25 protein-coding genes and 1 tRNA gene are annotated in these 24,298 nt (G+C 65.4%); 10 read left to right on the plus strand and 16 right to left on the minus strand.

What is annotated here, in order from left to right; all coding sequences use genetic code 11:
* A complete protein-coding gene (locus tag O1A05_RS15230) occupies positions 1-414 on the plus strand; it encodes a hypothetical protein (protein WP_270106004.1) in 414 nt (137 codons plus the stop codon).
* Between the two features lie 17 nt (positions 415-431).
* Here O1A05_RS15230 and O1A05_RS15235 read toward each other — a convergent pair whose 3' ends face one another.
* Positions 432-1,739: a cell division protein PerM gene (locus O1A05_RS15235; protein ID WP_270106005.1), complete on the minus strand. Its 1,308-nt coding sequence runs from the start codon at positions 1,737-1,739 to the stop codon at positions 432-434.
* A 193-nt stretch (positions 1,740-1,932) separates the two neighbouring features.
* On the opposite strand from O1A05_RS15235, the gene gdhA reads away from it, so the two are divergent.
* Positions 1,933-3,273, plus strand: a complete 1,341-nt coding sequence (gene gdhA, locus O1A05_RS15240) for an NADP-specific glutamate dehydrogenase (protein WP_270106006.1) — start codon at positions 1,933-1,935, stop codon at positions 3,271-3,273.
* Between the two features lie 72 nt (positions 3,274-3,345).
* Here gdhA and O1A05_RS15245 read toward each other — a convergent pair whose 3' ends face one another.
* The 4 genes from O1A05_RS15245 to O1A05_RS15260 are packed head-to-tail and all read right to left on the minus strand — an operon-like array spanning position 3,346 to position 6,945.
* Complete coding sequence (locus O1A05_RS15245) at positions 3,346-3,822, minus strand: acyl-CoA thioesterase (RefSeq protein WP_270106007.1); 477 nt, start codon at positions 3,820-3,822, stop codon at positions 3,346-3,348.
* Positions 3,815-4,972: an App1 family protein gene (locus tag O1A05_RS15250; RefSeq protein WP_270106008.1), complete on the minus strand. Its 1,158-nt coding sequence runs from the start codon at positions 4,970-4,972 to the stop codon at positions 3,815-3,817. The genes O1A05_RS15245 and O1A05_RS15250 overlap by 8 nt, the downstream gene beginning before the upstream one ends.
* A gap of 31 nt (positions 4,973-5,003) precedes the next feature.
* Complete coding sequence (locus O1A05_RS15255; RefSeq protein ID WP_270106009.1) at positions 5,004-6,443, minus strand: MFS transporter; 1,440 nt, start codon at positions 6,441-6,443, stop codon at positions 5,004-5,006.
* Positions 6,436-6,945, minus strand: coding sequence for a MarR family winged helix-turn-helix transcriptional regulator (locus tag O1A05_RS15260; RefSeq protein WP_270106010.1), 510 nt, complete (start codon positions 6,943-6,945; stop codon positions 6,436-6,438). Before O1A05_RS15260 ends, O1A05_RS15255 begins: the two co-directional genes overlap by 8 nt.
* A 95-nt stretch (positions 6,946-7,040) precedes the next feature.
* Between O1A05_RS15260 and O1A05_RS15265 the strand changes: the two genes are divergently transcribed.
* Together O1A05_RS15265 and O1A05_RS15270 are read left to right on the plus strand one after the other, a co-directional pair.
* Positions 7,041-7,958 carry an inositol monophosphatase family protein gene (locus O1A05_RS15265; protein WP_270106011.1) on the plus strand — a complete coding sequence of 306 codons (918 nt, stop codon included), beginning with the start codon at positions 7,041-7,043 and terminating at the stop codon, positions 7,956-7,958.
* Positions 7,955-8,398, plus strand: a complete 444-nt coding sequence (locus O1A05_RS15270; protein WP_270106012.1) for a pyridoxamine 5'-phosphate oxidase family protein — start codon at positions 7,955-7,957, stop codon at positions 8,396-8,398. The genes O1A05_RS15265 and O1A05_RS15270 overlap by 4 nt, the downstream gene beginning before the upstream one ends.
* Positions 8,399-8,433: 35 nt before the next feature.
* On the opposite strand, the gene O1A05_RS15275 is transcribed toward O1A05_RS15270, so the two are convergent.
* Entirely contained in the window at positions 8,434-8,760 is a 327-nt protein-coding gene (locus tag O1A05_RS15275; RefSeq protein ID WP_270106013.1) for a DUF202 domain-containing protein, read from the minus strand.
* Positions 8,757-9,143 carry a YidH family protein gene (locus O1A05_RS15280; protein WP_270106014.1) on the minus strand — a complete coding sequence of 129 codons (387 nt, stop codon included), beginning with the start codon at positions 9,141-9,143 and terminating at the stop codon, positions 8,757-8,759. Before O1A05_RS15280 ends, O1A05_RS15275 begins: the two co-directional genes overlap by 4 nt.
* A gap of 141 nt (positions 9,144-9,284) precedes the next feature.
* Here O1A05_RS15280 and O1A05_RS15285 point away from each other — a divergent pair, with 141 nt between their 5' ends.
* The 3 genes from O1A05_RS15285 to O1A05_RS15295 are packed head-to-tail and all read left to right on the plus strand — an operon-like array spanning position 9,285 to position 12,260.
* A complete protein-coding gene (locus tag O1A05_RS15285) occupies positions 9,285-10,421 on the plus strand; it encodes a VIT1/CCC1 transporter family protein (RefSeq protein WP_270106015.1) in 1,137 nt (378 codons plus the stop codon).
* A gap of 43 nt (positions 10,422-10,464) precedes the next feature.
* Complete coding sequence (locus O1A05_RS15290) at positions 10,465-11,499, plus strand: aldo/keto reductase (RefSeq protein WP_333481989.1); 1,035 nt, start codon at positions 10,465-10,467, stop codon at positions 11,497-11,499.
* Positions 11,496-12,260, plus strand: a complete 765-nt coding sequence (locus tag O1A05_RS15295; RefSeq protein ID WP_270106016.1) for a peptidyl-tRNA hydrolase — start codon at positions 11,496-11,498, stop codon at positions 12,258-12,260. The genes O1A05_RS15290 and O1A05_RS15295 overlap by 4 nt, the downstream gene beginning before the upstream one ends.
* 86 nt (positions 12,261-12,346) lie before the next feature.
* Here O1A05_RS15295 and sucD read toward each other — a convergent pair whose 3' ends face one another.
* The 3 genes from sucD to pcrA all read right to left on the minus strand — a co-directional run bounded on the left by sucD (position 12,347) and on the right by pcrA (position 17,135).
* Complete coding sequence (gene sucD / locus O1A05_RS15300; protein ID WP_270106017.1) at positions 12,347-13,267, minus strand: succinate--CoA ligase subunit alpha; 921 nt, start codon at positions 13,265-13,267, stop codon at positions 12,347-12,349.
* A 24-nt stretch (positions 13,268-13,291) separates the two neighbouring features.
* The gene (gene sucC / locus O1A05_RS15305; protein ID WP_270106018.1) at positions 13,292-14,455 is read right to left on the minus strand and encodes an ADP-forming succinate--CoA ligase subunit beta; all 1,164 of its coding nucleotides are present in this window, start codon (positions 14,453-14,455) and stop codon (positions 13,292-13,294) included.
* A 166-nt stretch (positions 14,456-14,621) separates the two neighbouring features.
* Entirely contained in the window at positions 14,622-17,135 is a 2,514-nt protein-coding gene (gene pcrA / locus O1A05_RS15310; protein WP_270106019.1) for a DNA helicase PcrA, read from the minus strand.
* A 135-nt stretch (positions 17,136-17,270) separates the two neighbouring features.
* Here pcrA and O1A05_RS15315 point away from each other — a divergent pair, with 135 nt between their 5' ends.
* The 3 genes from O1A05_RS15315 to O1A05_RS15325 all read left to right on the plus strand — a co-directional run bounded on the left by O1A05_RS15315 (position 17,271) and on the right by O1A05_RS15325 (position 18,351).
* The gene (locus O1A05_RS15315) at positions 17,271-17,876 is read left to right on the plus strand and encodes a hypothetical protein (RefSeq protein ID WP_270106020.1); all 606 of its coding nucleotides are present in this window, start codon (positions 17,271-17,273) and stop codon (positions 17,874-17,876) included.
* A gap of 8 nt (positions 17,877-17,884) precedes the next feature.
* A tRNA-Arg gene (locus O1A05_RS15320) sits at positions 17,885-17,960 on the plus strand.
* 220 nt (positions 17,961-18,180) lie between these two features.
* Positions 18,181-18,351, plus strand: coding sequence for a hypothetical protein (locus tag O1A05_RS15325; protein WP_270106021.1), 171 nt, complete (start codon positions 18,181-18,183; stop codon positions 18,349-18,351).
* Here O1A05_RS15325 and O1A05_RS15330 read toward each other — a convergent pair.
* The 6 genes from O1A05_RS15330 to O1A05_RS15355 all read right to left on the minus strand — a co-directional run bounded on the left by O1A05_RS15330 (position 18,343) and on the right by O1A05_RS15355 (position 24,271).
* Entirely contained in the window at positions 18,343-18,648 is a 306-nt protein-coding gene (locus O1A05_RS15330; protein ID WP_270106022.1) for a transposase, read from the minus strand. The two genes, O1A05_RS15325 and O1A05_RS15330, sit on opposite strands and share 9 nt — an antisense overlap.
* A 430-nt stretch (positions 18,649-19,078) precedes the next feature.
* Entirely contained in the window at positions 19,079-20,116 is a 1,038-nt protein-coding gene (glsA, locus tag O1A05_RS15335) for a glutaminase A (RefSeq protein ID WP_333481990.1), read from the minus strand.
* A 568-nt stretch (positions 20,117-20,684) separates the two neighbouring features.
* Entirely contained in the window at positions 20,685-20,996 is a 312-nt protein-coding gene (locus O1A05_RS15340) for a metal-sensitive transcriptional regulator (protein ID WP_044494528.1), read from the minus strand.
* Between the two features lie 16 nt (positions 20,997-21,012).
* A complete protein-coding gene (locus O1A05_RS15345; RefSeq protein WP_270106023.1) occupies positions 21,013-23,229 on the minus strand; it encodes a heavy metal translocating P-type ATPase in 2,217 nt (738 codons plus the stop codon).
* Between the two features lie 42 nt (positions 23,230-23,271).
* Positions 23,272-23,886 carry a YdhK family protein gene (locus tag O1A05_RS15350; protein ID WP_270106024.1) on the minus strand — a complete coding sequence of 205 codons (615 nt, stop codon included), beginning with the start codon at positions 23,884-23,886 and terminating at the stop codon, positions 23,272-23,274.
* 118 nt (positions 23,887-24,004) lie between these two features.
* A complete protein-coding gene (locus O1A05_RS15355; RefSeq protein ID WP_260073776.1) occupies positions 24,005-24,271 on the minus strand; it encodes a YHS domain-containing protein in 267 nt (88 codons plus the stop codon).
* Positions 24,272-24,298 lie beyond the last annotated feature (27 nt).

The following is a 24,298-nucleotide window of genomic DNA, read 5'->3' on the forward strand; positions in this document are numbered from 1 at the left end:
ATGACGTCTCCCGCGCCGACCAGACCGGACCACGCGACGCCCACCGATGAGGCCCTGCGCCGTGCGCGCAGCCAGTTACTCGCGCTTTTCGGTTGTCTGATCGGCACCTACGTGGCCTCCACGCTGACTCTGCCGGCCAAAGCCCTGGCGATCCCGTTCGCGCTGGCCGGTGTGGTGTTCGGCATCCTGGCGCTCCGCCGCGTGGGCAAGGCGGGACTGTCCATGTTGTTGCCCACCGCCGCCACCGTCGGCATGCTGGGTTGTCTGTTCTTCGCCGGCCTCGTTGCCGCGCAAATGGTGTTCTGGGATGCCACCGTGGCCTACGAGTCGTGTGTCAGCGGGGCCCTCACCGATCGTGCCCTGCATCAGTGCTCCGCCGAGTACAACACCAGGCTCGGCATCGGCACACCCTAATTCAGGCGCGCTCGGTTTCAGTCTTCGTCGTCGGGTTCGGGACCCACATAGCGGTCGCGTTCGCCCCAGGGTGCCACCAGATAGCCGATCATCGACCCCACCGCCAGTTGCGCGCCGAGCAGTAGCGCGGCCACCCACGCCACCGGCCCTACCTCGGTGAACTTGCCGATCCCCCAGGATCCGCCCGACAGCAGTAGCGGTACGAAAGACACGACGGCGACGGCGACGCCGACCAGCAACCCCAGCACCACCGTGGACACGCCGAGGGCCACCAGCGGCTGGGTGATCCGGCTGCGGAACCAGTCTTCTAGGTGGTTCTCCCCCTCACGGAACAGCCACCAGCCGGCCACGATACCGGCGGCCACCGGCACCAGTAGCAACCACCAGGCCGACTCCAACGACTGCCCGGTCGGAATGGCCGAGAGCAGCGGAATCGCCGGCTGCGCACCCACCGTGGTCCCACCCGGAGCCACCAGCGACCCGGCACCCACCGTGAACCCGGCACCGGTGAGATAGGCCACCGTCCACATCCCCACATTGGGCAGCATTCCCAGCTGGATCACCGTGAGACTGGCGCCACCGATCACCCCGGAGCCTAAGCGCTGGTACACGTCCGTGATGCTGGCCCACTGCAGCATTAGCTGCACTGTGAGGAGCACCGAGGCCAGCGCGTACACCGCGAAGACGCCGACCACCGCGCAGCGCACCACCGACCACAGGTAGCTCCCCGTCCAACGGGAGACCTGCGAGGTTCGGGCGATCCAGCCGGTGGTGTCCTGACCGAACAGGGCCGTCCAGGAGCCGGCTTCGCGGCGGGCGCCCACGAGCAGGGCCACGGTCATCCATGCGGCCGGAATCAGCGCCCCGGCCACCAGGTGAATCATCACCTCGGACGTGGACACCAGCGAGGTCAGGGCCAAGCCCACCAACATCCAGGTGAGCACCGCCCCCACCAGTGGCTGCCAGAACTGCGACGCTGTCGTGCACGCGCGCAACAGTCGACGCCCGGCGCGGTAGCCGAAGAGTAGCGGGATCAGCACCCCGGCCCAGCCCAGGAACCACCAGGTGCCGGTGATCGGGTCCGCCCCGTCGACCGCAATACTCAGCTCCAAGGGCACCCCGTGTGTGCCCAGCCACATCTGGCCGGCCAGTGCGCCGACGGCTTCCAGCGGCATATCGCGGAAGGCGCCCAGCCACCACATGGCAGATAGCGGCACCACGATCAGCACCATCGGAAACAGCACGACGAAAAGAGCTTCGACTCCTCCCTGCAACCACAGGGGCATCGGCAGGGTGGCACGGGGGGTACGGGCTGGTCGGTTCATCACGTCCATCGTGCCACCAGCGTACGCGTGAGCGGGTGAAGGGCGCGCGGTTCGTCATACCCATCGCGAGAGCGGATTCAGTGCTGTAATGTAGGAGCGCTGTGACAATGGTTGTCTCCGCCCGGAAGGGACCATTGTGGCGCCTTCCTCGACGCGAGACACGATCGACCAACTGATTGTGAGGAACTCCACGATGGAAGCAAGCTTGGAGAAGCTGCGCGAAGAAGTCCTGCATCGCAACCCGGGCGAGACGGAATTCCACCAGGCCGTGACGGAGGTTCTGGAAGCGTTGGAGCCGGTGGTGGACCGCCACCCCGAGTACGTGGAGCACGGGATTCTGCGCCGCATGTGCGAACCCGAGCGCCAGATCATCTTCCGGGTGCCCTGGGTCGACGACAGCGGCGAAGTGCAAATCAACCGCGGCTTCCGCGTCGAGTTCAACTCCGCACTGGGTCCGTACAAGGGCGGCCTGCGCTTCCATCCCTCGGTGTACCTGGGCATCATCAAGTTCCTCGGCTTCGAGCAGGTGTATAAGAACGCGCTGACCGGCATGCCGATCGGCGGCGGTAAGGGCGGCTCGGACTTCAACCCGGCCGGACGCTCCGACGGCGAAGTCATGCGCTTCTGCCAGTCTTTTATGACCGAGCTCTACCGCCACATCGGTGAATACACCGACGTTCCGGCCGGCGATGTGGGCGTGGGTGCTCGCGAAATCGGCTACCTCTTCGGCCAGTACAAGCGCCTGACCAACCGGTTCGAGGCCGGCGTGCTCACCGGCAAGGGCCTCACCTGGGGCGGCTCGCTGGTGCGCACCGAGGCCACCGGCTACGGCGCGGTGATGTTCGCCAACTCGATGCTGGGCACCAAAGGCGAGTCAATGGACGGCCAGAAGGTGCTGATCTCCGGCTCCGGCAACGTCGCCATCTACGCGGCTGCCAAAGCCCAGTCGCTGGGTGCGACCGTGGTCACCGCCTCGGATTCCTCCGGCTACGTGGTGGATGAGGACGGACTGGACTTGGACCTGCTCAAGCAGATCAAGGAAGTCGAGCGCGGACGCATCTCCGAGTACGCCCAGCGCCGCGGCGGCCGTTCCCGCTACGTGGAGGGTGGTTCCGTGTGGGACGTACCCGGCACCGTGGCTATCCCTTCGGCCACGCAGAACGAGCTCGACGACGCCGCAGCCCGCACGCTGATCAAGAACGGCGTGAAGGCAGTCTCCGAGGGCGCGAACATGCCCTCCACCCAGAAGGCCACCGAGCTCTTCCTCGACGCCGGTATTCTGTTCGGCCCGGGCAAGGCAGCCAACGCCGGTGGCGTGGCGACTTCCGCCCTGGAGATGCAGCAGAATGCCAGCCGCGACTCCTGGACCTTCGATTACACCCACGACCGTCTCGAGGCGATCATGGCCGATGTGCACGACCGTTGCATGGCCACCGCCGACGAGTACGGTGCGCCCGGTAACTACGTCGTAGGCGCCAACATCGCCGGCTTCCTCAAGGTGGCCGACGCGATGATCGCCCAGGGCATCGTCTGATCCCTCCCTGCAAGACCACTGCGCGACGTCGCTGTGCTCCTGGACACGGGAGGCGGCGACGTCGCCGTTTAATCAGGCGCAGTACGGTTCCAGGGCGGCGCGCTGTTCAGGGCTCAGCCGCACGGGCCGGCCGGTCGCGCCGTCGACGAAGACCATGGTGGTGCTCGCGCTCACGCACAGTGTCTGGGCCACCGGATCCACCAGGTCGTAGCCGATCACCACGGAGGCGCCCTTGACGGCGAGTACGCGCACGGTGATCTGTACGTCCGTCGCGCGGTATTCGAGCTGCTGGCGGTACTTCACCGTGTGTTCGGCGATGAGGGTCAGTACTCCGGGGCTCACCCCGGCGAGCAGGTCGATCGGCGCCGAGTCTCCCCCGGGCGCCCCCGTGCCGCCGGGCACACCGAAGACGGCGATGCGGGCCTCTTCCAACACGGAGAGAATTCGGGCGTTATTGATGTGCCCGTAGGCGTCCATATCGCCCCAGCGCAGCGGAACATTCACCGTGATGGACTGTTGCTCAGCGGTGGGCGACTCTGATTCAGCCATCGGCGTCCGCCTCGGAGAAGTCCTGGGTGAAGAGCGGGAAGTCCATCTGCAACCGTTCCACCGACTCGGATTCCTCGGTGCGCACGCTCTGCGGCCAGGCCTGGGGCGAACCGGTGCCGTGCTCGGGGTTGAGGATGCCCAGTTCCTCCAGCTGCAGGGTCAGCGCGGCACCGTCGGGCCCGTAAATCCACGGCACCCCGGGGGTGGTATGCCGGGTTTCGGCGGCGCGGCCACCGGCCAGCAGCGCCTCAGAAGGGGTCAGCTGTCGGATCACGATGGCGCGCACCTTGCCCGGGTGACGTCGGGCGAACGAGGCGTAAATTTCCGGGTCGTGCTGGCCGTCGTCGCCCACCAGAATCCACTGCATGTCCGGGAAATCCACGCTGAGCCGTTCCAGGGCTTGGTGTTTGTGCTGCATGCCTGAACGAAACACCCGATCTTCGGTGGGCCCCCAGCTGGTCAGCAGGAGCGGGCCCAGCGGGTAGAGGTTGCGGGTCAGGAACCGGGTCAGGGTCTGAGCGACATTCCAGGCACCGGTGGACACATAGAACGCGGGCGACGATTCTTCCCGAGCCAACAGCCGGTTGAGCAACACCGAGATTCCCGGGGTGGGAATGCGGGCATGCTCATCGAGAACGAACGAGTTCCAGCCGGCCAGCAGCGGGCGCGGCAGGGCGGTTACCACAATGGTGTCGTCAATATCGCAGATCACGCCCTGGCGGGCCGTCTCGTCGACGACGATGACGTCCACGCTGGAACTGTCCCCGCCGGCCACATGCACCTCGGCGGTGGTCCACCCGGGCTCGAGCTGGGCCGGAATGACGGCGTCGATAATGCCGTTGCGGTCCGCGCGCACCGTGTGCCGTTGCCCCGCCACCTCAACGTCCACTTGATGGAAGGCCAGGGGCGGGGAAATGAAGTTGCGCCAGCCACGCACGCCGTCCTTGATGACGGGTGCCAATCGGCGACCGTTGACGAATTCTTCCCCCGGGGCCAGGATGACGCGGGCCAGCACACGCACCCAGGTGGTGGTGCCGTAGCCGGTAAACGAGAGGATGGTCGGCTCATCGCCTGCTGCTTGACGGCGGCGACGACGATGCCGCTGCCAATGGCCATGCAACCAGGCAGGAAGCTGATCGGGTCCGGGCATACTCCCAGCTTAGCGTGATCACGGGCCAGGTTCAGACTGTGCGCCGCAGTGGCACCTCTCGGATGAGGAGCACGGCCACCAGGGCCGGGGTGGCGATGAGCGCCGCCGCCAAGAACATGGGTGAGGCTCCGGCGGCGTAACCATCCATCAGCTGGCTGGCCGTCACCGCGCCCGCCAGGTGGACCGCCATCACCGCGCCCATCACCGAGTTGCCCAGCGCCCCGCCCACCGTACGGAAGAAGGCGATGGCCGCCGAGGCGGCGCCGATGTGATGCACCGTGACCGTGTTCTGCACTGCCAGCATCAGATTCTGGATCACCATGCCCACACCGAGGCCAATGAGTGAGATCTTCACCCCGATCAGCCAGAATGGGGTGGTGTCATCCACGAAGGCCAGCCAGTAAGCTGCGGCGATGCCGAGCGCCGAGCCCAGCACCAGGTAGATCTTCCACCGCCCGTAGCGGGTGATCAGCTGCCCGGTCACGGTGGTGCCGATCAGGTTCCCGAAAATCAGTGGCAGGGTGAGCAGCCCGGAGGCGGTGGGCCCCAGCCCGCGGCCGTTCTGGAAATACAGTCCAAGATATGCAGGGATCGACATCATCAGCACGGCCATGGTCATCGAAGCGATGATGGCCAGCAAGGTGGTGCGGGAGCGGAAAATGCGCGGGTCCATCACCGGTTCGGACACCCGCCGTTCCACCATGATCAGCCCGAGTATGCCGAGCACCACCACCGCCACCAGCGCGGCGGAGGGCACGGAGACGACGTCGAAGAACTGGGGATTGCCAGCGAAGGAGAGCCAGAGCATTCCCGCGATCGTCGCGGTGGCGAGCAGGGTGGCGCCGAACCAGTCGATGCGCACCCGTCGACGCTGCTGTGGGGCCAGTTGCAGGGTCTTGGCGATGATCAACATGGCCACCAGGGCGACCGGAATGCCGGACCAGAAAGTCCAGCGCCAGCCAGCGGTCTCCACGAGCAGTCCGCCGATCAACGGGCCGGCCGCAGTGGCCGTCGCCATGGTGGCGCCCATGTATCCGGCGTAGCGGCCCCGCTCGCGCGGGGCGATGATCGTCCCGAGAATCGCCATGGTCAGCGCGGCCAGCCCGCCCACACCCACGCCCTGGATCACACGCCCCACGATGAGCATCCCCATCGTGCCACCCGCCCCGGCGACGAAGGAACCGAGGGTGAACACACCCAGCGCGATCTGGAAGAGCAGCTTCTTGTCGAACAGGTCCGCGAGTTTGCCCCAGATCGGCGTCGTCGCCGCGTTGGCCAGCAGGGTCCCGGTGAGCACCCAGGAGTATTCCAGCTGAGTGCCGTCGAGTTCACGGACGATCACCGGCAGCGCGGTCACCACAATATTGATCGAAAGCATGGCCGCGAAGAATCCTGCAAGCAGCCCCGTCAGCGCCCGCAGCACCTCGCGGTGGCTCATCGGCTCATCGGCACTGGCAACCGCGTCAGCCACGCAGCGCCCTCGACGGCGGAGTCCGGTCGTCGTCCCCGGACAGATTCTGCTGGATGGTGGTCATCAGCTCCTCCATCGCCGCCACGGTGGCGTGCACGGTGGCGTCGTCCAACCCGGTCAGCGAAGAGCGCACCACCTCCACCCGGCGGGCGCGCAGCTGCAGGGCCAGCTCCACCCCGTCCTCGGTGAGGCTCAACCGCTGACTGCGGGCATCGTCCGGGTCGGTCTCCCGACGCAGCAGCCCCTTGGCTTCCAAGTCCGCCACCAACCGCGAGGCCGGGGCCTTGTCGATGCCCAGCCACAACGCCAGTTCTTTGGCCCGGCTAGGGCCCTGACGACGCAGGAAGAGCAGCGTCATCTGGGCGGCGGGTCCGGGATCGCCCTCCTGCTGAGCGGTGCGGAAACCCCAGCGCAGTAACCGATGGAATCGGGAGAGCGTGGTGAACAGCTCGTCAGCGGTGGACTCGGAGACACTCATCGACGGATCGCCAAGCTCGGCCATTGGTTGCTCATGGCAACTAATCCTAGGATGAAGCGGCCGAAGTGACAAGATGTCACCGAGCCCGCGCACCCGTCTGCCCGCGTAGACTGACCCCTGTGACCGACGACGCACCCCTCCCCGACGCCGCCACGCTGCGACGCGTCGCCAGTGCGGCAGCACGCCAGGCGGGAGCCGCGCTCGCCTCGGCGTTCCGCGCAGACCAGGACACTCTCGGCGTCACCACCAAAGCCAACCACCACGATCTCGTCACCGATCTCGACCGCAGCACCGAGGACCTGCTCGCGCGCCTGCTCACTGAGGCGGTGCCCGGATCCGGCGTGCTGGGTGAAGAACGCGGCGCCCGCCACGGCGGCACCAGTAGCACCACCGGCATCGAGTGGATCATCGACCCCATCGACGGCACCTCCAATTTCGTGCACGGTTTCGCCATGTTCTCCATCTCCATTGCCGCCGCCGTGCAGGGCACCGTACGCGCCGGGGTGGTGCTGGATCCGGTCAATCAGCTGGAGTTTTCGGCCGACGACGACGGCGCCTACCTGAATGGCGCGCCACTGGCCCCGCGCCCGACCCCGACCGTGGAATCCCGGTATAACCTGGTCACCTCCTTCCCCTCGGCGGAGAATCTCGCCCGCTCCCCCGAGCGCAGCCTGCAGCTGTTCGGCACCCTGGTCGAGGACTACGCCACCGTGCGCCGCGTGGTGTCCGGGGCCCTCGAGCTGTGTTTCACCGCGGCTGGCTGGGCCGATGTCACCATGGCACTGGCCACCCACCCCTGGGACGTCGCCGCCGGACAACTGGTCCTGCGCCGGGCCGGGGGCACCGTGATCCCCCGCGGCGGCCCGGACAGCTCGACTCACCCGGTAGCGCAGGCGGCACCTCATTGGGCACCTCACCTACTGGGCGTGGCCCCCGGCCGGGAAATAGCCCGGTCCCGCGAGCTCTTCGAGCAGATCGTGGCCGCCGTCGACCCTGAACTCACCGTTTTGACCACCCCACCCACGGAGGCACGATGAACCTCATGTTCCCCCACCCCGATCAGGAGCCGGTGCTGGTGCTCGACGACGAGCGCTCTTGGAAGCTCCTCACCCACACCCGCCACGCCCGAGTAGCGTTTCAAGGCGACGACCGGTTGGAGATCTTCCCGGTTAATATCCTCACCGAGCAACCGGTCGTCTACTTCCGCACCGCTCCCGGGTCCAAGCTCACGGCCGCAGAAGTGGGCCTGCCCGTCGCGCTGGAAGCCGATGGCATGCTACCCGATCAGGGCTGGTCGGTCGTGGCCCGCGGCCTGGCCCGCGAACTCACCGACGAGGAAGACATCCGCCGGGTCCGCCTGCTCGGGCTCAGCCCGTGGGTGCCCACCTTCAAAGATCACATTGTGGCCGTGGAAGTCACCGAGATCAGCGGGCGGCACTTCGAATTCGGCCCACACCCCGAACGCGAAAACGGCTGATCACCCCGGGCTCTCCTCCCGATACTCACAGCTACTCACAGCACCCACACGGCCACTAGAGCGGTGAGGGCCAGCACCACCACCAGAGTGGCCATCCACAGCACCGCCCACACATCGGCGCGCACCCGCTCCGCGGCGATCCCGGTGGACTGGGTGGTGTACCGAACCCGCTGCGAAAAATGAATACCACCAGCAGCTATGGCACACAGTACCGCCGGGGCGAAGGTGACCAAGCCCTGCTCCGGGTACCAGCGCAGAAAAAACAGCGCCGTCACGCACAACGCCATCAGCGTGCGCGACCAGCTCATCACGGTCCGCTCGGGCTGCAGCCCCGGATCCGCATGCAGCGAGAGGGTGTTCACATCGTCACCATCATGAACACGACGGCAGCAGCCGTGGCCGTACCCAACGCCAGCAGCGGGGCCAACACCGGCAACGGCAACGCCTGCCCGCGCCGCATCGCCCGTTCCACCCGAATCCACCGGAACACCGCGCTGAACGCAATCACCGCGGCCAGCACCAGCAGAATTGAGCCCAGTACCCGGCGTGTCAGCTCATCAAAGAGCCCGCCGGTGAACGCTTCCACCGCCACGCCGCCGGCCAACAGTGCCAGCGAGGTGCGGATCCAGGCCAGAAACGTCCGTTCGTTGGCCAGGGTGAAGCGCGGATCCGGTTCCCGACCGCCGGCCAGCAGCCGACGCGCCACGGTGGACCGTGGTTCGGGCGTATCAGGAGGCGTAGTCATGGCATCAGCGTACTCGTATCTCAGCATCCGAACCCGAACTGGGTCCGGCCACGACCCCAGAGTAAACTCCCTGGGTGGACGACGTCGCCGCGACGCTCCACCTGACGACCCACCCAGATCACACCGAACACCGTGAGGCCCATGTCTACCGCCGACTCTCCCGCAGTCAACGCCGCCCCGGGGCAACCGCCAAGCCCGGAGCAGATCAAGCGCTGGCGCCGCTACCTCTCAGACGAAATCGTCGAAGGTCAGATCTACCGCGACATTGCCGCCCGCAAAACCGGCCCCGACCGGGAGATCCTGCTCGGGTTGGCCGAGGCTGAAAAACGGCACGAAAATCATTGGCGCAGCCTGCTGGGAGCCCACGCCGAGCATCCACCGCGACCGTCACTGCGCCGGGTGCTGTTGCGCTGGCTGGCCCGCATGTTCGGCTCCGTATTCGTACTGGCGCTGATCCAGCGCGCCGAATCGGACTCCCCCTACGCCCGTGACAAAGACGCCCCCGAAGGCATGGTCGCCGACGAGGCCATCCACGAGGAGGTGGTCAGGGGTCTGGCCGCACGGGGCCGCGAACAGCTCGCCGGAAACTTCCGCGCCGCCGTCTTCGGCGCCAATGACGGACTGGTCTCCAACCTGGCCCTGGTCATGGGCATCGGTGCCACCAGCGTCTCCAATGAGGTCGTGCTGATCACCGGCCTGGCTGGGCTGCTAGCCGGAGCCCTGTCCATGGGCGCCGGAGAGTTCGTCTCCGTGCGCTCCCAGCGTGAACTGCTCGAAGCCTCCGCCCCCACCCAGGTCACCCTCGACGCGGCCAGTCATCTGGACCTGGACCAGAACGAGCTCGAGCTGGTCTACCGGGCCCGCGGCATGGACGAGGCCGAAGCTCACCACCGCGCCCAGGAACGCCTCGGCTACTTCACCTGCGACTGCAACCCCAGCTACTCCGCCCGCCCCGACGGCTCCCAGGGCCCCGTCGACTACTCCGAAGAGCACGCTGAAATCGGCAACGCCTGGGGTGCGGCCGCCTCCAGCTTCTGTTTCTTCGCCTCCGGTGCGATCATCCCGGTGTTGCCCTTCCTGCTCGGCGCCACCGGATTCACCGCCCTGCTCTGGGCCATGGGCTTGGTGTCCCTGGCGTTGCTCGGCACCGGCGGCGTGGTCGGACTGCTTTCCGGAGCCTCCCCGCTCAAGCGCGCCCTGCGTCAGCTGCTCATCGGCCTGGGCGCGGCCGGCGTCACCTACGTGCTGGGGCTGATCTTCGACGTCTCCGTGGCGTAATCCCGCGTCACGTCCCCCACGTTGCCGCACTAGAGTGGATCGCATGACCATGATGATTACCGAACTGTCATCGCCGCGACTGCTCGCCGGACGCCCGGTGCGCCCCATCGGGCTGGGCTGCATGAACCTCAACCACGGCTACACCCACTTTCTCGACGACGACGCCGCGGTGGACCTGCTGGTCCGTGCCGTCACCGAAGCGGGGATCGACCACCTCGACACCGCCACCCTCTACGGAGGTGGGCGCAATGAGGAAGTCGTCGGCCGCGCCCTGTCCACCACCACCTCGCAGGGTCGACTGCGCGACCGAGTGCTGCTAGCCTCCAAATGCGGGCTGACCCAGTCCGGGGATCGGCGTATCGATGGTCGTCCCGAGACCTTGCGCGCCCAGGTAGAGGATTCCCTGCGGCGCCTGCAGACCGACCACATCGACCTGTATTACCTCCACCGACTGGACCCAGAGGTTCCGGTAGAAGAGTCGGCCGGCGCCCTGGCCGAGATGATCACGCAAGGCAAGATCGGCGCCTACGGGCTCTCCGAAATCTCCGCCGAGACGCTGCGCCGCGCCGACGCTGTGCATCCGGTGGCCGCCGTGCAGAACGAGTATTCGCTGTGGACCCGCAACCCGGAGTGGGGACTGTTGGAGGCCTGCCGCGAGACCGGCACCACCCTGGTGGCGTTCTCCCCGGTCGCTCGAGGCTTCCTCTCTGACACTCCCCCGCGCACTGAAGACCTCGCCGCTTCCGATGTGCGCAGCACTATGCCCCGGTTCTCCGCCGAGAACTACCCGGAGAATCTGCGCCTGCGCGAGAAGCTCGCTGAGCAGGCCCGCGCCCACGGCACCACCGTCGCCGCCCTGGCCCTGGCCTGGGTACTCGCCCAGGGCGAGAACGTGGTGGCGATTCCGGGCACCATCAGCTGGGATCACCTACTCGAGGATCAGTCCGCCGAACAACTGCGGATCAGCCCGGTGGACGTCTTACGCTGGGGCGACATCATCAACCACGCCACCGTGTACGGCCACCGCTATGCAGAAAAAGCCCGGGCCACCATCGACACCGAGGACGCCCCGGCGTGAGCGATCTGCGTCAGCCCCAGCGCTCGGGACCCGACCACCCGGACCATAAGGATCCTTGGGCGATGCAGCTGGTGGTCCACCGGGTGAAGGCTGACCCGGCACTGCACCGGGATGTGCTGGCCGCCGCCACCACCGCGGTGGTGCGACTGCTCGATGATCCTCGTTCCCACGGCGACGGCGACTGGGCTTCAGCCGTACGGCACTGGCGCGCGGGCTGGATCCGCAAGGTCACCCGCCGGGCCGACAACAAGCGTTGGGACGACGTGCAGCACCTGCCCGGGCTCACCGTCACGGTGAATCACACGCAGAACAGCACGTCTGCGGCCGAGGTGCGTGCGCTGGTGCCCGGTCCACTGACACCGTTGCCTCCAGAGGTGAAGAAACTGCAGGTGGGCGGCACCGAATTTCCGCGCAGTATCGAACCAGCAGTGTCTGCACAGTCTCAAGCCGACGCCGTGGTCACCGTGGTGATGGCTCCTGGGTTGGAACTGTCCACCGGCAAGGCAGCAGCCCAGGCGGGCCATGCTGCCCAGCTGGCCTATGAGCGGCTCTGCGTCGTCGCCACCGAACCCAGCTCAGATTCCCCGGCCGCGACCGCACTACTCGACGCTTGGCGGGCCGACGGGTTCCGGGTGGCAATCCTGGAGCCGGAGAGCGCCCAGGATCCGCTGTGGGTGCGCCAGGATCTGCCGATCCGCGTCGTCGATGCTGGACTCACCGAGGTGAACGGGCCCACGGAGACGGCCCGAGCCTTCTGGTAATCCAACAACCACTGGGTTAAACGACCGGGCGCCCGGGTCCGGCTCGCAATGAGCCAGTCCCGGGCGCCCGGTGCGTGGTGCGGGGATCAGCCGCGGTTCTGCAAGATCTCGCGCATCAGCTGTGCGGTTTCGGACGGCGTCTTGCCGACCTTCACGCCAGCGGCCTCGAGGGCTTCCTTTTTGGCCTCCGCGGTGCCCGAGGAACCGGAAACGATGGCGCCGGCGTGGCCCATGGTCTTGCCCTCGGGTGCGGTGAAGCCGGCCACGTAGCCGACAACCGGCTTAGTGACGTTGGCCTTGATGAACTCTGCGGCGCGCTCCTCGGCGTCACCGCCGATCTCACCGATCATCACGATGGCCTCGGTCTCCGGGTCCGCCTCGAACGCAGCCAGGGCGTCAATGTGGGTGGTGCCGATGACGGGGTCGCCGCCGATACCGATGGCGGTCGAGAAGCCGAAGTCACGCAGCTCGTACATCATCTGGTAGGTCAGGGTGCCCGACTTGGACACCAGGCCGATGGGGCCCGAGCCGGTGATGTTCGCCGGGGTGATGCCGGCCAGAGCCTGACCCGGGGTGATCACGCCGGGGCAGTTCGGGCCGATCACGCGGGTGGTGGGATTGCCGTCGGCGTCGGTCTTGGACTCGGCCAGAGCGTAGAACTCGGCGGTGTCCTGGACGGGGATGCCCTCGGTGATCACCACGAGCAGCGGAATGCCTGCTTCGATGGCTTCCACAGCAGCGTCCTTGGCGAACTTCGGCGGCACGAAGGCCACCGACACGTCGGCACCGGTCTTCTCCATGGCCTCAGCCACGGAACCGAACACGGGCAGATCAACTTCGTACCCCTCGGAGTGGGTGTGGGTCACGGTGGTGCCGGCCTTGCGTGCGTTCACGCCGCCGACGATGTTGGTCCCGGCCTTGAGCATCAGGGCGGTGTGCTTGGTGCCTTCGCCGCCGGTGATGCCCTGGACGATGACCTTGGAATCCTTGTTCAGGTAGATAGACATGGGGTGTGGTCCGTCCTTACGTGCTTACTTGTTGGCCAGCTCGGCAGCCTTGTCGGCGCCTTCGTCCATCGTGGTGGCCAGGGTGACGAGCGGGTGGTTGGCGTCGGCCAGAATCTTCCGACCTTCCTCCACGTTGTTGCCGTCCAGGCGGACGACCAGCGGCTTGGTAGCAGAATCACCGAGGATCTCGAGAGCCTTGACGATACCGCTAGCCACCGCGTCGCAGGAGGTGATTCCACCGAAGACGTTGACGAACACGGACTTCACCTGGTCGTCGCCGAGGATGACGTCGAGACCGTTCGCCATGACCTCAGCCGAGGCGCCACCGCCGATGTCCAGGAAGTTAGCGGGCTTCACGTTGCCGTGGTTCTCGCCGGCGTAGGCGACGACGTCGAGAGTCGACATCACCAGACCTGCACCGTTACCGATGATGCCGACCTGGCCGTCCAGTTTGACGTAGTTGAGGTCGTTCTCCTTGGCCTTGGCCTCCAGCGGGTCCTCGGTGCGCTTGTCGACGAGGGCACTGTGGCCTTCCTGACGGAACGCGGCGTTCTCGTCCAGGGACACCTTGCCGTCGAGGGCGAGGATGGCACCGTCACCGGTCTTCACCAGCGGGTTCACCTCAACCAGGGTGGCGTCTTCGCCTTTGAACACGTCCCAGAGTTTGACGATGACGTCGGCCACCGGGCCGCGCAGTTCCTCCGGGAAGTTGGCTTCGGCCACGATCTTCGCGGCGGTGTCGGCATCGATACCGGTCAGGGCGGAGACAGGAACCTTGGCCAGGGCCTCAGGACGCTCGACGGCGAGCTGCTCGATCTCCATGCCGCCTTCCACCGAGCACATGGCCAGGTAGGTGCGGTTGGCGCGGTCCAGGAGCACGGAGAAGTAGTACTCTTCCGCGATATCGGCACCCTGGGCGATCATCACCTGGTGCACGGTGTGCCCCTTGATGTCCATGCCGAGGATGGCCTTCGCGTGCTCATAGGCTTCGTCAGCGGTCTTCGCGACCTTGACACCACCGGCCTTGCCGCGACCGCCGACTTTGACCTGAGCTTTCACGACGGTGACTCCGCCGATCTTCTCGGCCGCAGCCTTGGCTTCTTCCGGGGTTTGCGCCACGATGCCGGCCAGCACGGGAACACCGTGTGCCTCGAACAGATCGCGTGCCTGGTACTCATACAGGTCCACGGGAATTAAGTCCTTCTGCCTTGACTATAGGGATGATGAGCGGTGGATCGAGGACACCCCGAAACCTGTGCGCTCAAGAAGGATCCGGTCACGCCGGATCGTCCTCTCCAACCTTAGACCAGACGCGCCGAGTTTGCAGGGTTTCGGCGGTGATAAGACGCTGTTCTCAGGACTCGATTCGCGTCAGCGGCGCATAGCGGAGCAGCAGGCGCTTCTCCGTACCGCCAAACACCACCGTGGCGACCGTCTTATCACCCGATCCGGTCAGCGCCGTGACCTGGCCTTCGCCGAAACTAGCGTGGCTGACGCGGTCACCCACCGACAGCGAAATCAGCTCCTTGGATTCGTCCACACGACGCCGAGGACCACCCGTACCGGAGCGTGCTGCCGGGCGAATGACCTCTCGGTTGCCGTCCTCGTCGCGGCCGCCTCCTCCATAGTTTGAATTCGACGTCGATGCACCCCAGTGCGAGCCGGTGAACCGCTGGTTGTAGCGCGACCCCGGGGAGGCGAAACCGCCGACGGAACCGCCGCCGAAGGACCCGGGGTTGGTGCGTCCCACGCGTTCCCATTCGATCAGCTCTTCCGGAATCTCCCCCAGGAACTGACTGGGCGGGTTGAATTGGTGTTGCCCCCACAGAGAACGGGCTTCGGCGCGCGAGAGGAACAGCCGTTTCCGGGCGCGGGTGAGCCCCACATAGGCGAGGCGACGTTCCTCCGCTAGTTCCTTCTCGTCAGTCATGGAGCGCGAGTGGGGGAATACACCGTGCTCCATGCCGGTGAGGAACACCACCGGAAACTCCAGGCCCTTGGCGGTGTGAAGGGTCATCAGGGTGACCTGGCCGAGCTGATCGGCCAGTCGTTCACCCTCGGCGTCGGGGGCGCTGGGCAACTGATCGGCGTCGGCCACCAGCGCCACCTGCTCGAGGAACTCCCCCAAGGTGCCCTGAACGTGGGTCTTCTCAAATTCGCGCACCACGGCCACAAGCTCGCCAAGGTTGTCGGCGCGGGATTCGTCCTGCAGGTCCTCGGATTCGCGCAAATTCTGCAGCATTCCGGTTTGCTCCAGCACCGCTTCCAGCACGGTGGCCGGCCCCTGCGTCTCAGCAATTTCGCTGAGATCGTCCATCAGCTGCACGAATCCGACAATGGATTTCACCGAACGCGTCGCCACCCCGGGGGCTTCTTCGGCACGGCGCAGGGCCTCCATGAAGGTGATGCGCTCTCGCTGCTGCAGGGCAGCCACCGCGCCCTCGGCCCGGTCGCCGATGCCGCGTTTGGGCTCGTTGAGGATCCGGCGCAGGTTGACGTCGTCGTCGGGGTTGTCGATCACCCGCAGGTAGGCCAGCGCGTCCTTAATCTCTTTACGATCGTAGAACCGGGTGCCGCCGACCACACGATACGGGATGCCCTTGGCAATCAGCCGCTCTTCCAGGGAACGCGACTGGGCGTTGGTGCGGTAGAACACCGCAATGTCCGCGGGGCGAATCCCGTCGGTGTCCATGAGTTCATCGACCTTGCCGGCGATCCAGTCGGCTTCCGAGGTTTCCGATTCAGCGGCGTAGCCGATGATTTTCTCCCCCGGGCCTTCGGCGGTCCACAGGTTTTTCTTGGTCCGCGCCGGGTTCTTCGAAATCACGGCATTTGCTGCGTCCAGGATGGTCTGCGTGGAGCGGTAGTTCTGCTCAAGCTTGATGGTGGTCGCGTCCGGGTAGTCCTGTTCGAACTCGACGATGTTGCGGATGTCTGCACCGCGGAAGGCGTAGATCGACTGGTCCGAGTCACCCACGACGGTGAGCTGTCCGCCTGGTGTTTCCACGCCCTGTGGCTCGTTTGCGGGGCCGGTGAGCAATCGCACCAGCCGGTACTGGGCGTGGTTGGTGTCCTGGTACTCGTCAACCAGCACGAACCGGAAGCGGCGTCGATAGTAATCCAGCACTGCCGGGAATGCCTCAAACATGTGCACCGTGGTGGCGATGAGGTCGTCGAAGTCCATGGCGTTGGCCTGGCGCAGCCGGGAGGCGTACTCCGAATACACTGTCGCCACGGCCTGGTTGTACGGGTCGGCCGCCGCGGTAGAGGCGAAGGAGTCGGCGTCGATGAGTTCGTTTTTCAGCGCGCTGATCTTGTTGAGTAGGCCCTTGGGCGCGAATCGCTTCGGGTCCAGATCGTTCAGCTTGGCGATGGTGGTGACCAGGCGCAGTGAATCCGCCGAGTCGTAGATGGAGAAGTTGGATTTCAGCCCCACGTGGGTGGCCTCGCGGCGCAGAATCCGGACGCACGACGAGTGGAAAGTGGAGATCCACATCTGCTGGGCGGCCGCCCCAATCAAGGAGGTGATGCGCTCGCGCATTTCGGCGGCGGCCTTATTAGTAAAGGTGATCGCCATGAACTCATGCGGACGCGCGGCTCCGGTGGCCAGCAGCCAGGCGATGCGGTGCGTCAGCACCCGGGTTTTGCCCGAGCCGGCGCCGGCGACGATCAGGAGCGGACCGGCGGTGTGTTGCACGGCTTGGGCCTGAGGATCGTTGAGTCCATTAACCAGGGCATCGTCCGATGTCGACCGAGCATCCACAGCTTCGGGGTCCGTGGTGAATTCCGGGTCTGCCAGCGCCGTCCCCGGGCGGGAGGTGAAAGCGGGCAAGAAACCGGGCAATGAAGTCTGATGATCCTGAGCCATGATGCCCACCAGTCTAGTGCCCTCGACGGACACGGTAACGTCTCAGGCGAGTTCTCCACAGGAGCCCGCCACCGCACCCCCGTAGAATGGTGGGGCAATGTGGATGACGTTGCGAATCTTGCATCCGGAGGTACTGTGGCACGCTCGAAGGACAATCGACCGAACCGGCCCGAGCGGCCCCGCATGTCGGTCACGCAGGCTCGGGATGACCTTCAGCGCTCCGGCCAGCAACAGGGCAGTCCCGGAATGCTCATCATCGCACTGCTGGGCACCCTCGCGTTCATCGCGTTCTACTACCACGGGCTTGTTCTTGAGCAGATGACCCAGCTGACCGGTGAACTCTCCATGCTGGACCACCGGATCACCGGCTACTCCCTCGAAGACGTCACCGCCTTGGCCGCGGTGATGGATGACGACGCACTCGGGCAGTTGAATTGGGTGCACAAAACGGCTGGCATGATCTTCCCGATCACGGTGGCTTTGGCTGTTTCCGTCGTGGGTGCCTGGTCCTTGCGCAGCGTTCCTCTGCGTTGGGTGACCTTAGCTTCGGGCGTGATTTTCGCCGTCGTCGATATCTGGGAGAACATCGCGATCGAGCGGGCCCTGCACGAGCTGACGGCCGACGCCGTCGCCACGGCCAGCCTGCTGACGCAGTTGCGCTGGGTGTTGCTCGCGGTGCTGATGGTCTGGCTCGTGCTCCTGCTCATCCGGCGCTTCCAGCGGCGCGGTTCTGTAGACTAGTGCGGTGCGCCTCAGTAGCTCAGGGGATAGAGCAACCCTCTCCTAAAGGGTAGGTCGTAGGTTCGAATCCTATCTGGGGCACCATAAGCGTGATATTCGACGTAATAGTGCGTTCGGGTGCCGCCGCTACAGATGAATCCAAGCGCCGATCCTCAGGGGTCGGCGCTTCGTTTTTGCTATTACGCTGGCTCTTCTCGGCCTTCTGAATCTCGGCCACAGCCTTGCGAGTCTCGGCGCTGAAGAGCACATCGAACGGCGGCTCCAGCTGCCCCTCTAGCTCGAAGTCACCGGGCTGATCGGTCTCATGCACCAGAATCTTGGTGAAGAAGGTCTTATTGAGTTCGCGCTTCAGATGCTCGGGCGCGTGGCGGTAGGCCTTGCCGCAGTCCTCGGCCAGATCCAGGGCGACGGCGATGATCTTCTCGGCTTCCTGGGCCGGCGGCCAGATCGCATACGAGCGGGTACTTCATTTTGACCGGATCTGAGCCTGCCCGAAGTAGGCAGCGGCCCATCGCATGACCTCCAACTCTTGCTCGAGGACTTTGATCCTGCGGTTCGCTGCCCGCAGCTGCGCCTTCTCATCACTGGTGGCACCGGGCTTGCGATCAGTGGTGTTGCCGGCGTCGAGGTCGGCTTGGCGCAGCCACTTGTTCAAAGTGCCGACATGGATCCCGAAGTCCGAGGCGATCTGGGAGATCGTGGTGTTCTCATCCCGGTTCTGAGCGAGCCGGACAATATCGTCGCGGAACTCTCGGGGATAGGGCTTAGGCATGATGACAATCCTTCCAGGCCAACCATCGGCTAGCCAGATCAGATGTCACCTATCCCTGCATCAGCCCCATGTGTCCGAGAACGGCGAGTTCGCCCACAACAGGGCGATCACTGTGACGGCAACAAGAAGCACCGCCGAACCCGATTCCGTGCGAAGACGCTGGCTGAGACTTCGCGGTCCTGATGATGAGATCGGCATGGTGCCATATTATGCCGATCTCGCCGATGTCTCCGCTAGCATTGACATTTGAGTACGTCACCCACACCCCGACGCTGACTCCCCACTCCCAGCGGAGCCACGTCATCGCGCTCTTTGATCGCCAGTCTCCCCGACTGGCCTACAGTCCTCCGGCACCAACCTGTCGTCCGCAGATGCACACTGTGAGAACACTCCCACCGTGATGAGCGGATTCATACCGAGGCCACATCTTCTACTGGCGAGCTCGGGCTGCCGAGGAGAACAGATTCAAGCCGAGCTTATGGGAAAGGTGCCGAGTCGCGTGAATCCCGCGCACGCTGTTCCCTGCCGCATCAAGAGGTGGAGAAAAGGTCGCAAGACTGCCCTTGCCCGGGGCGATGGTGACAATGCCGCCGGCCACTCCGCTCTTACCCGGCATCCCGATCTCGAAGAGCCAATCGCCACTGGCTTCGTACATGCCGGTGCTCGCCATGACCGAGAGCACGTCCCGGCTGACATCAGCACCCACCACCTGTGTCCCGGTAATCGGATGGACACCACCGTTTGCCAGCGTCGCTCCCATGATCGCCAGAACTTCCGTAGTAACACGCAGCGAGCACTGCCGAGTGTAAAGCTCGATCACGCGAGCCGGATCAACGGTGATATGACCATAGCTCTGCAGCAACCGAGCGATGCTGCGGTTGCGCATATTCGTCTCCATCTCGGAGGCGTAGACCCCTTCGTCGAGCTCCAGATCACGGCCGGCGAAAGCGGAAAGCCCCTGGAGGATGAACTCCCACTTCTCATCCCAGGTCGACCCGGAAACCAGGGACGTCGTGGCCAGGGCGCCAGCGTTGACCATCGGGTTCATCGTGTGACCCTCATTCAACTCGATAGCCATCACCGAGTTAAACGGCAGCCCCGTGTTGTTGACACCGATTCGCTCACGCACCTCCTCGTGGCCCACGGCGTCACAGACCAGCGCATAAACGAAGGCTTTAGCGATCGACTGAATCGAGAACTCTTGCTGCGAATCACCACTACTGAACCTGCTCCCCGTCGCCGAGGCCAGCGTCAAACCGAACCACCCAGGATCCGCCTCAGCCAGCTTCGGAATGTAACTCGCAACAGTCCCCTCCGACAGATCCACGTGCAGCTCATACGTCTGCTGCATCATGTCCTCAACGACCGCTGCCTCAGGAAGGTCTCCCGTGGAGACCACGTCAGTTTCCAAGTGACCTTGATCGCGCGCGTACGGGAACAAGACCGGATTCTTCGGATGATTCGACATGGCTCAAGCATACTGAGATCACAGCCACGCCACACGATGCACGACAGCATTGCCGCGCCAATTCCGCCGTCTCCGATCGCGAACATCACACACAGAGGAACTGCCGCTGCAGCATATGAAGTCCTACTCGGCTCGCCCAGAACGCCTCTAATAAGTGACGTCTTACGCCTGCCCGAGAGTTTGGTTATCCTCGATGGGCCCGAAAAGCCTACCGACTCTGTGAACTTGGTGGATTACCGCTAGACGGGCGACGTGGGATTCTCTCACCAAGCCGACTCGTAGCATCCGTAAGCATTTTCCCTAACTGCTCGGGACAGCGCCTCCACGGCTACCTCGGTGACGTCCCGCCAGACCCAGGGCGCTTCACCGTGCGAGTCCGAGCTGTGAGCGGCTCGAAGCTTCGCATCGGATACGCCCGTCAAAGGCACGGTCACGGCAAGCTATGCCAGTACATGGCGGTCAAGGGAGTCCACCAGGGTGTTACCGGCGCAGGAAGCCCGAGGTGCCAGCGATCGGTCAACGTAGGGAGCACGCGGGTGGCGATGCTCATTGACGGTGGTCCCTGTGGTTAGGACTTCACGAGGCGGGCGATGGCGGCTGAGGCTTCGCGGAGCTTCTGCTCCGCGTCGTCTGCCTGAGCTTGGATGGCGTCGGTGACGCAGTGTTTGAGGTGGTCATCGAGCAGACCCAGAGCGACCGTATTTAGCGCGGAGGTAATGGCGCTAATCTGGGTGAGGATGTCGATGCAGTACTTGTCCTCGTCGATCATGCGGTGGATGCCACGGGCCTGGCCTTCGATGCGTTTCATCCGGGCGAGGTACTGGTTCTTGTCGCTGATGTAGCCGTGGCCGGTCGTTGCCACGGGTGCCGTATTCGTCATAGTTCTTCCTTTTGGGTCAGGAGCGGTCGAGGATGCGGTTGGTGCTCGCTTCGGGCGTGAGGTCGAGGCGACGCAGCAGCTGGGCGTTGAGGGCGACGACGACGGTGGAGGCGGACATGAGGATTGCGCCGATGCTCATGGGAAGCACGAACCCGATGGGCGCGAGCACACCCGCTGCGAGGGGCACGGACACGAGGTTGTAACCGCCGGCCCACCACAGGTTCTGCTTCATCTTGCGGTACGAGGCGCGTGACAGCTCGTAGATCGAGAGTACCGAGCGCGGGTCGGAGGAGGCGAGGATGACGCCGGCGGAACCGATGGCGACGTCGGTGCCTGCTCCGATGGCGATGCCGACGTCGGCCTGGGCGAGGGCGGGGGCGTCATTTACGCCGTCGCCGACCATCGCGACCTTGCGGCCCTCGTCTTGGAGTTCTGCGACCTTGGCGGCCTTGTCCTCGGGGCGCACGCCGGCGAAGACCCGGTCGATGCCCAAGTCCTTGGCGACTGTGTCGGCGACGGCTTGGGCATCGCCGGTGATCATCACCACCTGCGCGCCCTGTGCGTGGAGGGCGTCGACGGCGTCGCGGGATTCGGGCCGGATCTCGTCGGCCAGCCGCAGTGCCCCGATGACCTCGCCGTCGGCGAGCACATGGAGGATGATCGCGCCCTCCTCCCGCCAGTGGTTCGCCACCGGCAGCTCTCGGGCGGAATGCTGTTCGAGCAGGTAGGGGCCGCCGACCTCGATCACGGTGCCGTCGACGGTCGCCTTGACCCCGACCGCGGGCGAGGACGAGAACTCACTGGCCCTCGGCACGTCCAGATCGCGCGCCCGCGCGGCTCCAGTGATCGCGCGGGCGAGCGGGTGTTCACTGTCGGATTCGGCGGCTGCGGCCAGGGCGAGAACTTCGTCCTCGCTCCGGTCGGCGACTGGGTCAATACCGGTGACGGTGGGCTCACCCTTGGTCAGCGTGCCGGTCTTGTCGAAGAGCACCGCATCCACCGTGCGCATCGACTCCAGCGCGAGGCGATCCTTGACGAGCACCCCGCCACGGGCCGCCCGCTCGGTCGCGATGGAGACGACCAACGGGATCGCCAGGCCCAGGGCGTGCGGGCAGGCGATCACCAGCACCGTGATGGTGCGCACGACCGCGGCATCGGGCATCCCGACGAGTGTCCATACGATCGCGGTGATCACTGCGGCCCCGAGGGCGAACCAGAACAACCAGGCCGCAGCTGTGTCGGCGATCCGCTGCGCGCGAGACGACGACGCCTGAGCATCGGCAACGAGCTTCTGAATCCCGGCCAGGGCGGTGTCGTCGCCGGTGGCGGTGACCTCCACGCGCAGCCCGGAGTCGGTGGCGACGGTTCCTGCGACGATGTGGTCGCCGCTCTCGCGGCGCACGGTCTTGGACTCGCCGGTGACCATCGACTCATCCATCGAGGCCGAGCCGTCGACGATCCGACCGTCGGCGGGTACCGACGAGCCTGGCCGGACGATCACGACATCGCCGACCCGAAGGTCTGCCGGAGCGACCTTGATGATGTCGTCGCCGTCTACCTTCTCCGCCTCGTCCGGCAGCAGAGCTGCCAGCGAGTCGAGCGCGGAGGTGGTCTGGGCCAGCGACCGCATCTCGATCCAGTGCCCGAGGAGCATGATCACCACCAGTAGGGCGAGCTCCCACCAGAAGTTCAGCTCGTGATCGAGCAGGTGCAGGGTCGCACCCCAGGACGCGATGAACGCCACGGTGATCGCCAGCCCGATCAGCAGCATCATGCCGGGTTTACGGGAGCGGACCTCGCTGATCGCGCCGGTCAGGAACGGCCATCCGCCCCAAAAGTAGATGACCGTGCCGAGGATCGGGGAGACCCACCACACCCACTCGGCGTCGGGCAGATGGTAGCCGATCAGGTGGGCGAACATCTCGTTGAAGCCGACCACAGGGACGGCGAGGACGAGCATGATCCAGAACAGCCTGCGGAACTGCCCGACATGATCGCCATGCCCGCCATGACCCCCGTGCCCTTCGTGAGCGGAATCACCCGCGTGCACGTCGTGTCCACGGTGATCCTGATGATCGGCGTGACCGTCGTGCCCAGCATCGTGGCTGTGAGCAGAGTGGTCCTCGTGCTGGTGGTCGTGATGCGCGCGACCATGCTCGGGCGCGGAGTCGTGCTCTCGGGTCGCGTTGCCGCCACCATGATCGTGATGATGTTCGCTGTGCTTGTCGTTCATACCGGTCTCACTGCTCCTGGTCCGCGTCCGCCCTGTGGCGGGTCAGCTGATGGGTTCGATTTCGCTTTCGACGACCCACTTGTGGTTGGTCATGGTCATGCCGTCGGCTTCGTAATCGACGACGTAGACGGTCTCGTCGGTGGAAGACGCGATCGTCGCGGTGACACCGCTCATGCCTTCCATGTGATCGGCGAGCAATACCACCTCGGTTCCATCGGCAAGGCGCTGGTCACCGGCGTCCTCGATCTCTTCCTGCACGACCCACTTGTGATCCAGAACCGGGGAACCTTCTTCCGGGGTGTAGTCGACGGAGTAGGTGTAGGTGTCGTAGGCGCCAACGATCGTCGCTGTCGCGCCGTCCATGCCGTGCATGTGATTCGCGGTGAGTGTCACCTCGCTGCCCACCGGATAGGTCGGGTCGGTGGCGTCGACCATGCCGTCAGGCACCGGGCCGCCATCTGCCGGGTGATCCATACCGTCGTGGTCGCCACCGTGACCGCCGTGCTCGCCACCGTGACCGCCGTGCTCGCCACCGTGACCGCCGTGCTCGGCAGAGGGTGACGCCTCGGGCGTCTCTTGGCCGTTCGCACACCCAGCCAGTGCCAGGATGCCGCCGAGCGCAGCGACGGCGATGCTAAGTCGTAGATGCTTGTTCATGTGTGTCGATCCTTTCCTCGTTTCCGGTCGGAGCCGGGTCTCGTGCTAGCTCCGCTGCGGCGGATACCGCGCCCACCGTCCAGGGTCGTGGCGGGCGCGGCCTCCGATCCACTTGCGGTCAGACGACGTTGACGTACTGCTGGGGGTTGGCGTCGAACAGGGGTCCGCAGGCAGCGCAGCAGAACCAGTACCGCTCACCCTCGTAGTCGCGGTAGAGGCCAGCGGCCTCGGCCTGCGACTTGATGACCGGCGTACCGGCCATCACGAGGCATTCGGTGACATCGTCACTGTTCGCCGTCGCGAGATCGTCGGCCTTCGGGGTATGGCCGCTGCAGCCGCCGGAGGCAGCACTGTGGCCGTGGTTGTGGTGATCGTGTGCAGTCATCGTGGATGGTGTCCTTTCTGATGTGAT

The organism is Citricoccus sp. NR2 (genome assembly GCF_027594385.1).
Lineage (GTDB): Bacteria > Actinomycetota > Actinomycetes > Actinomycetales > Micrococcaceae > CmP2.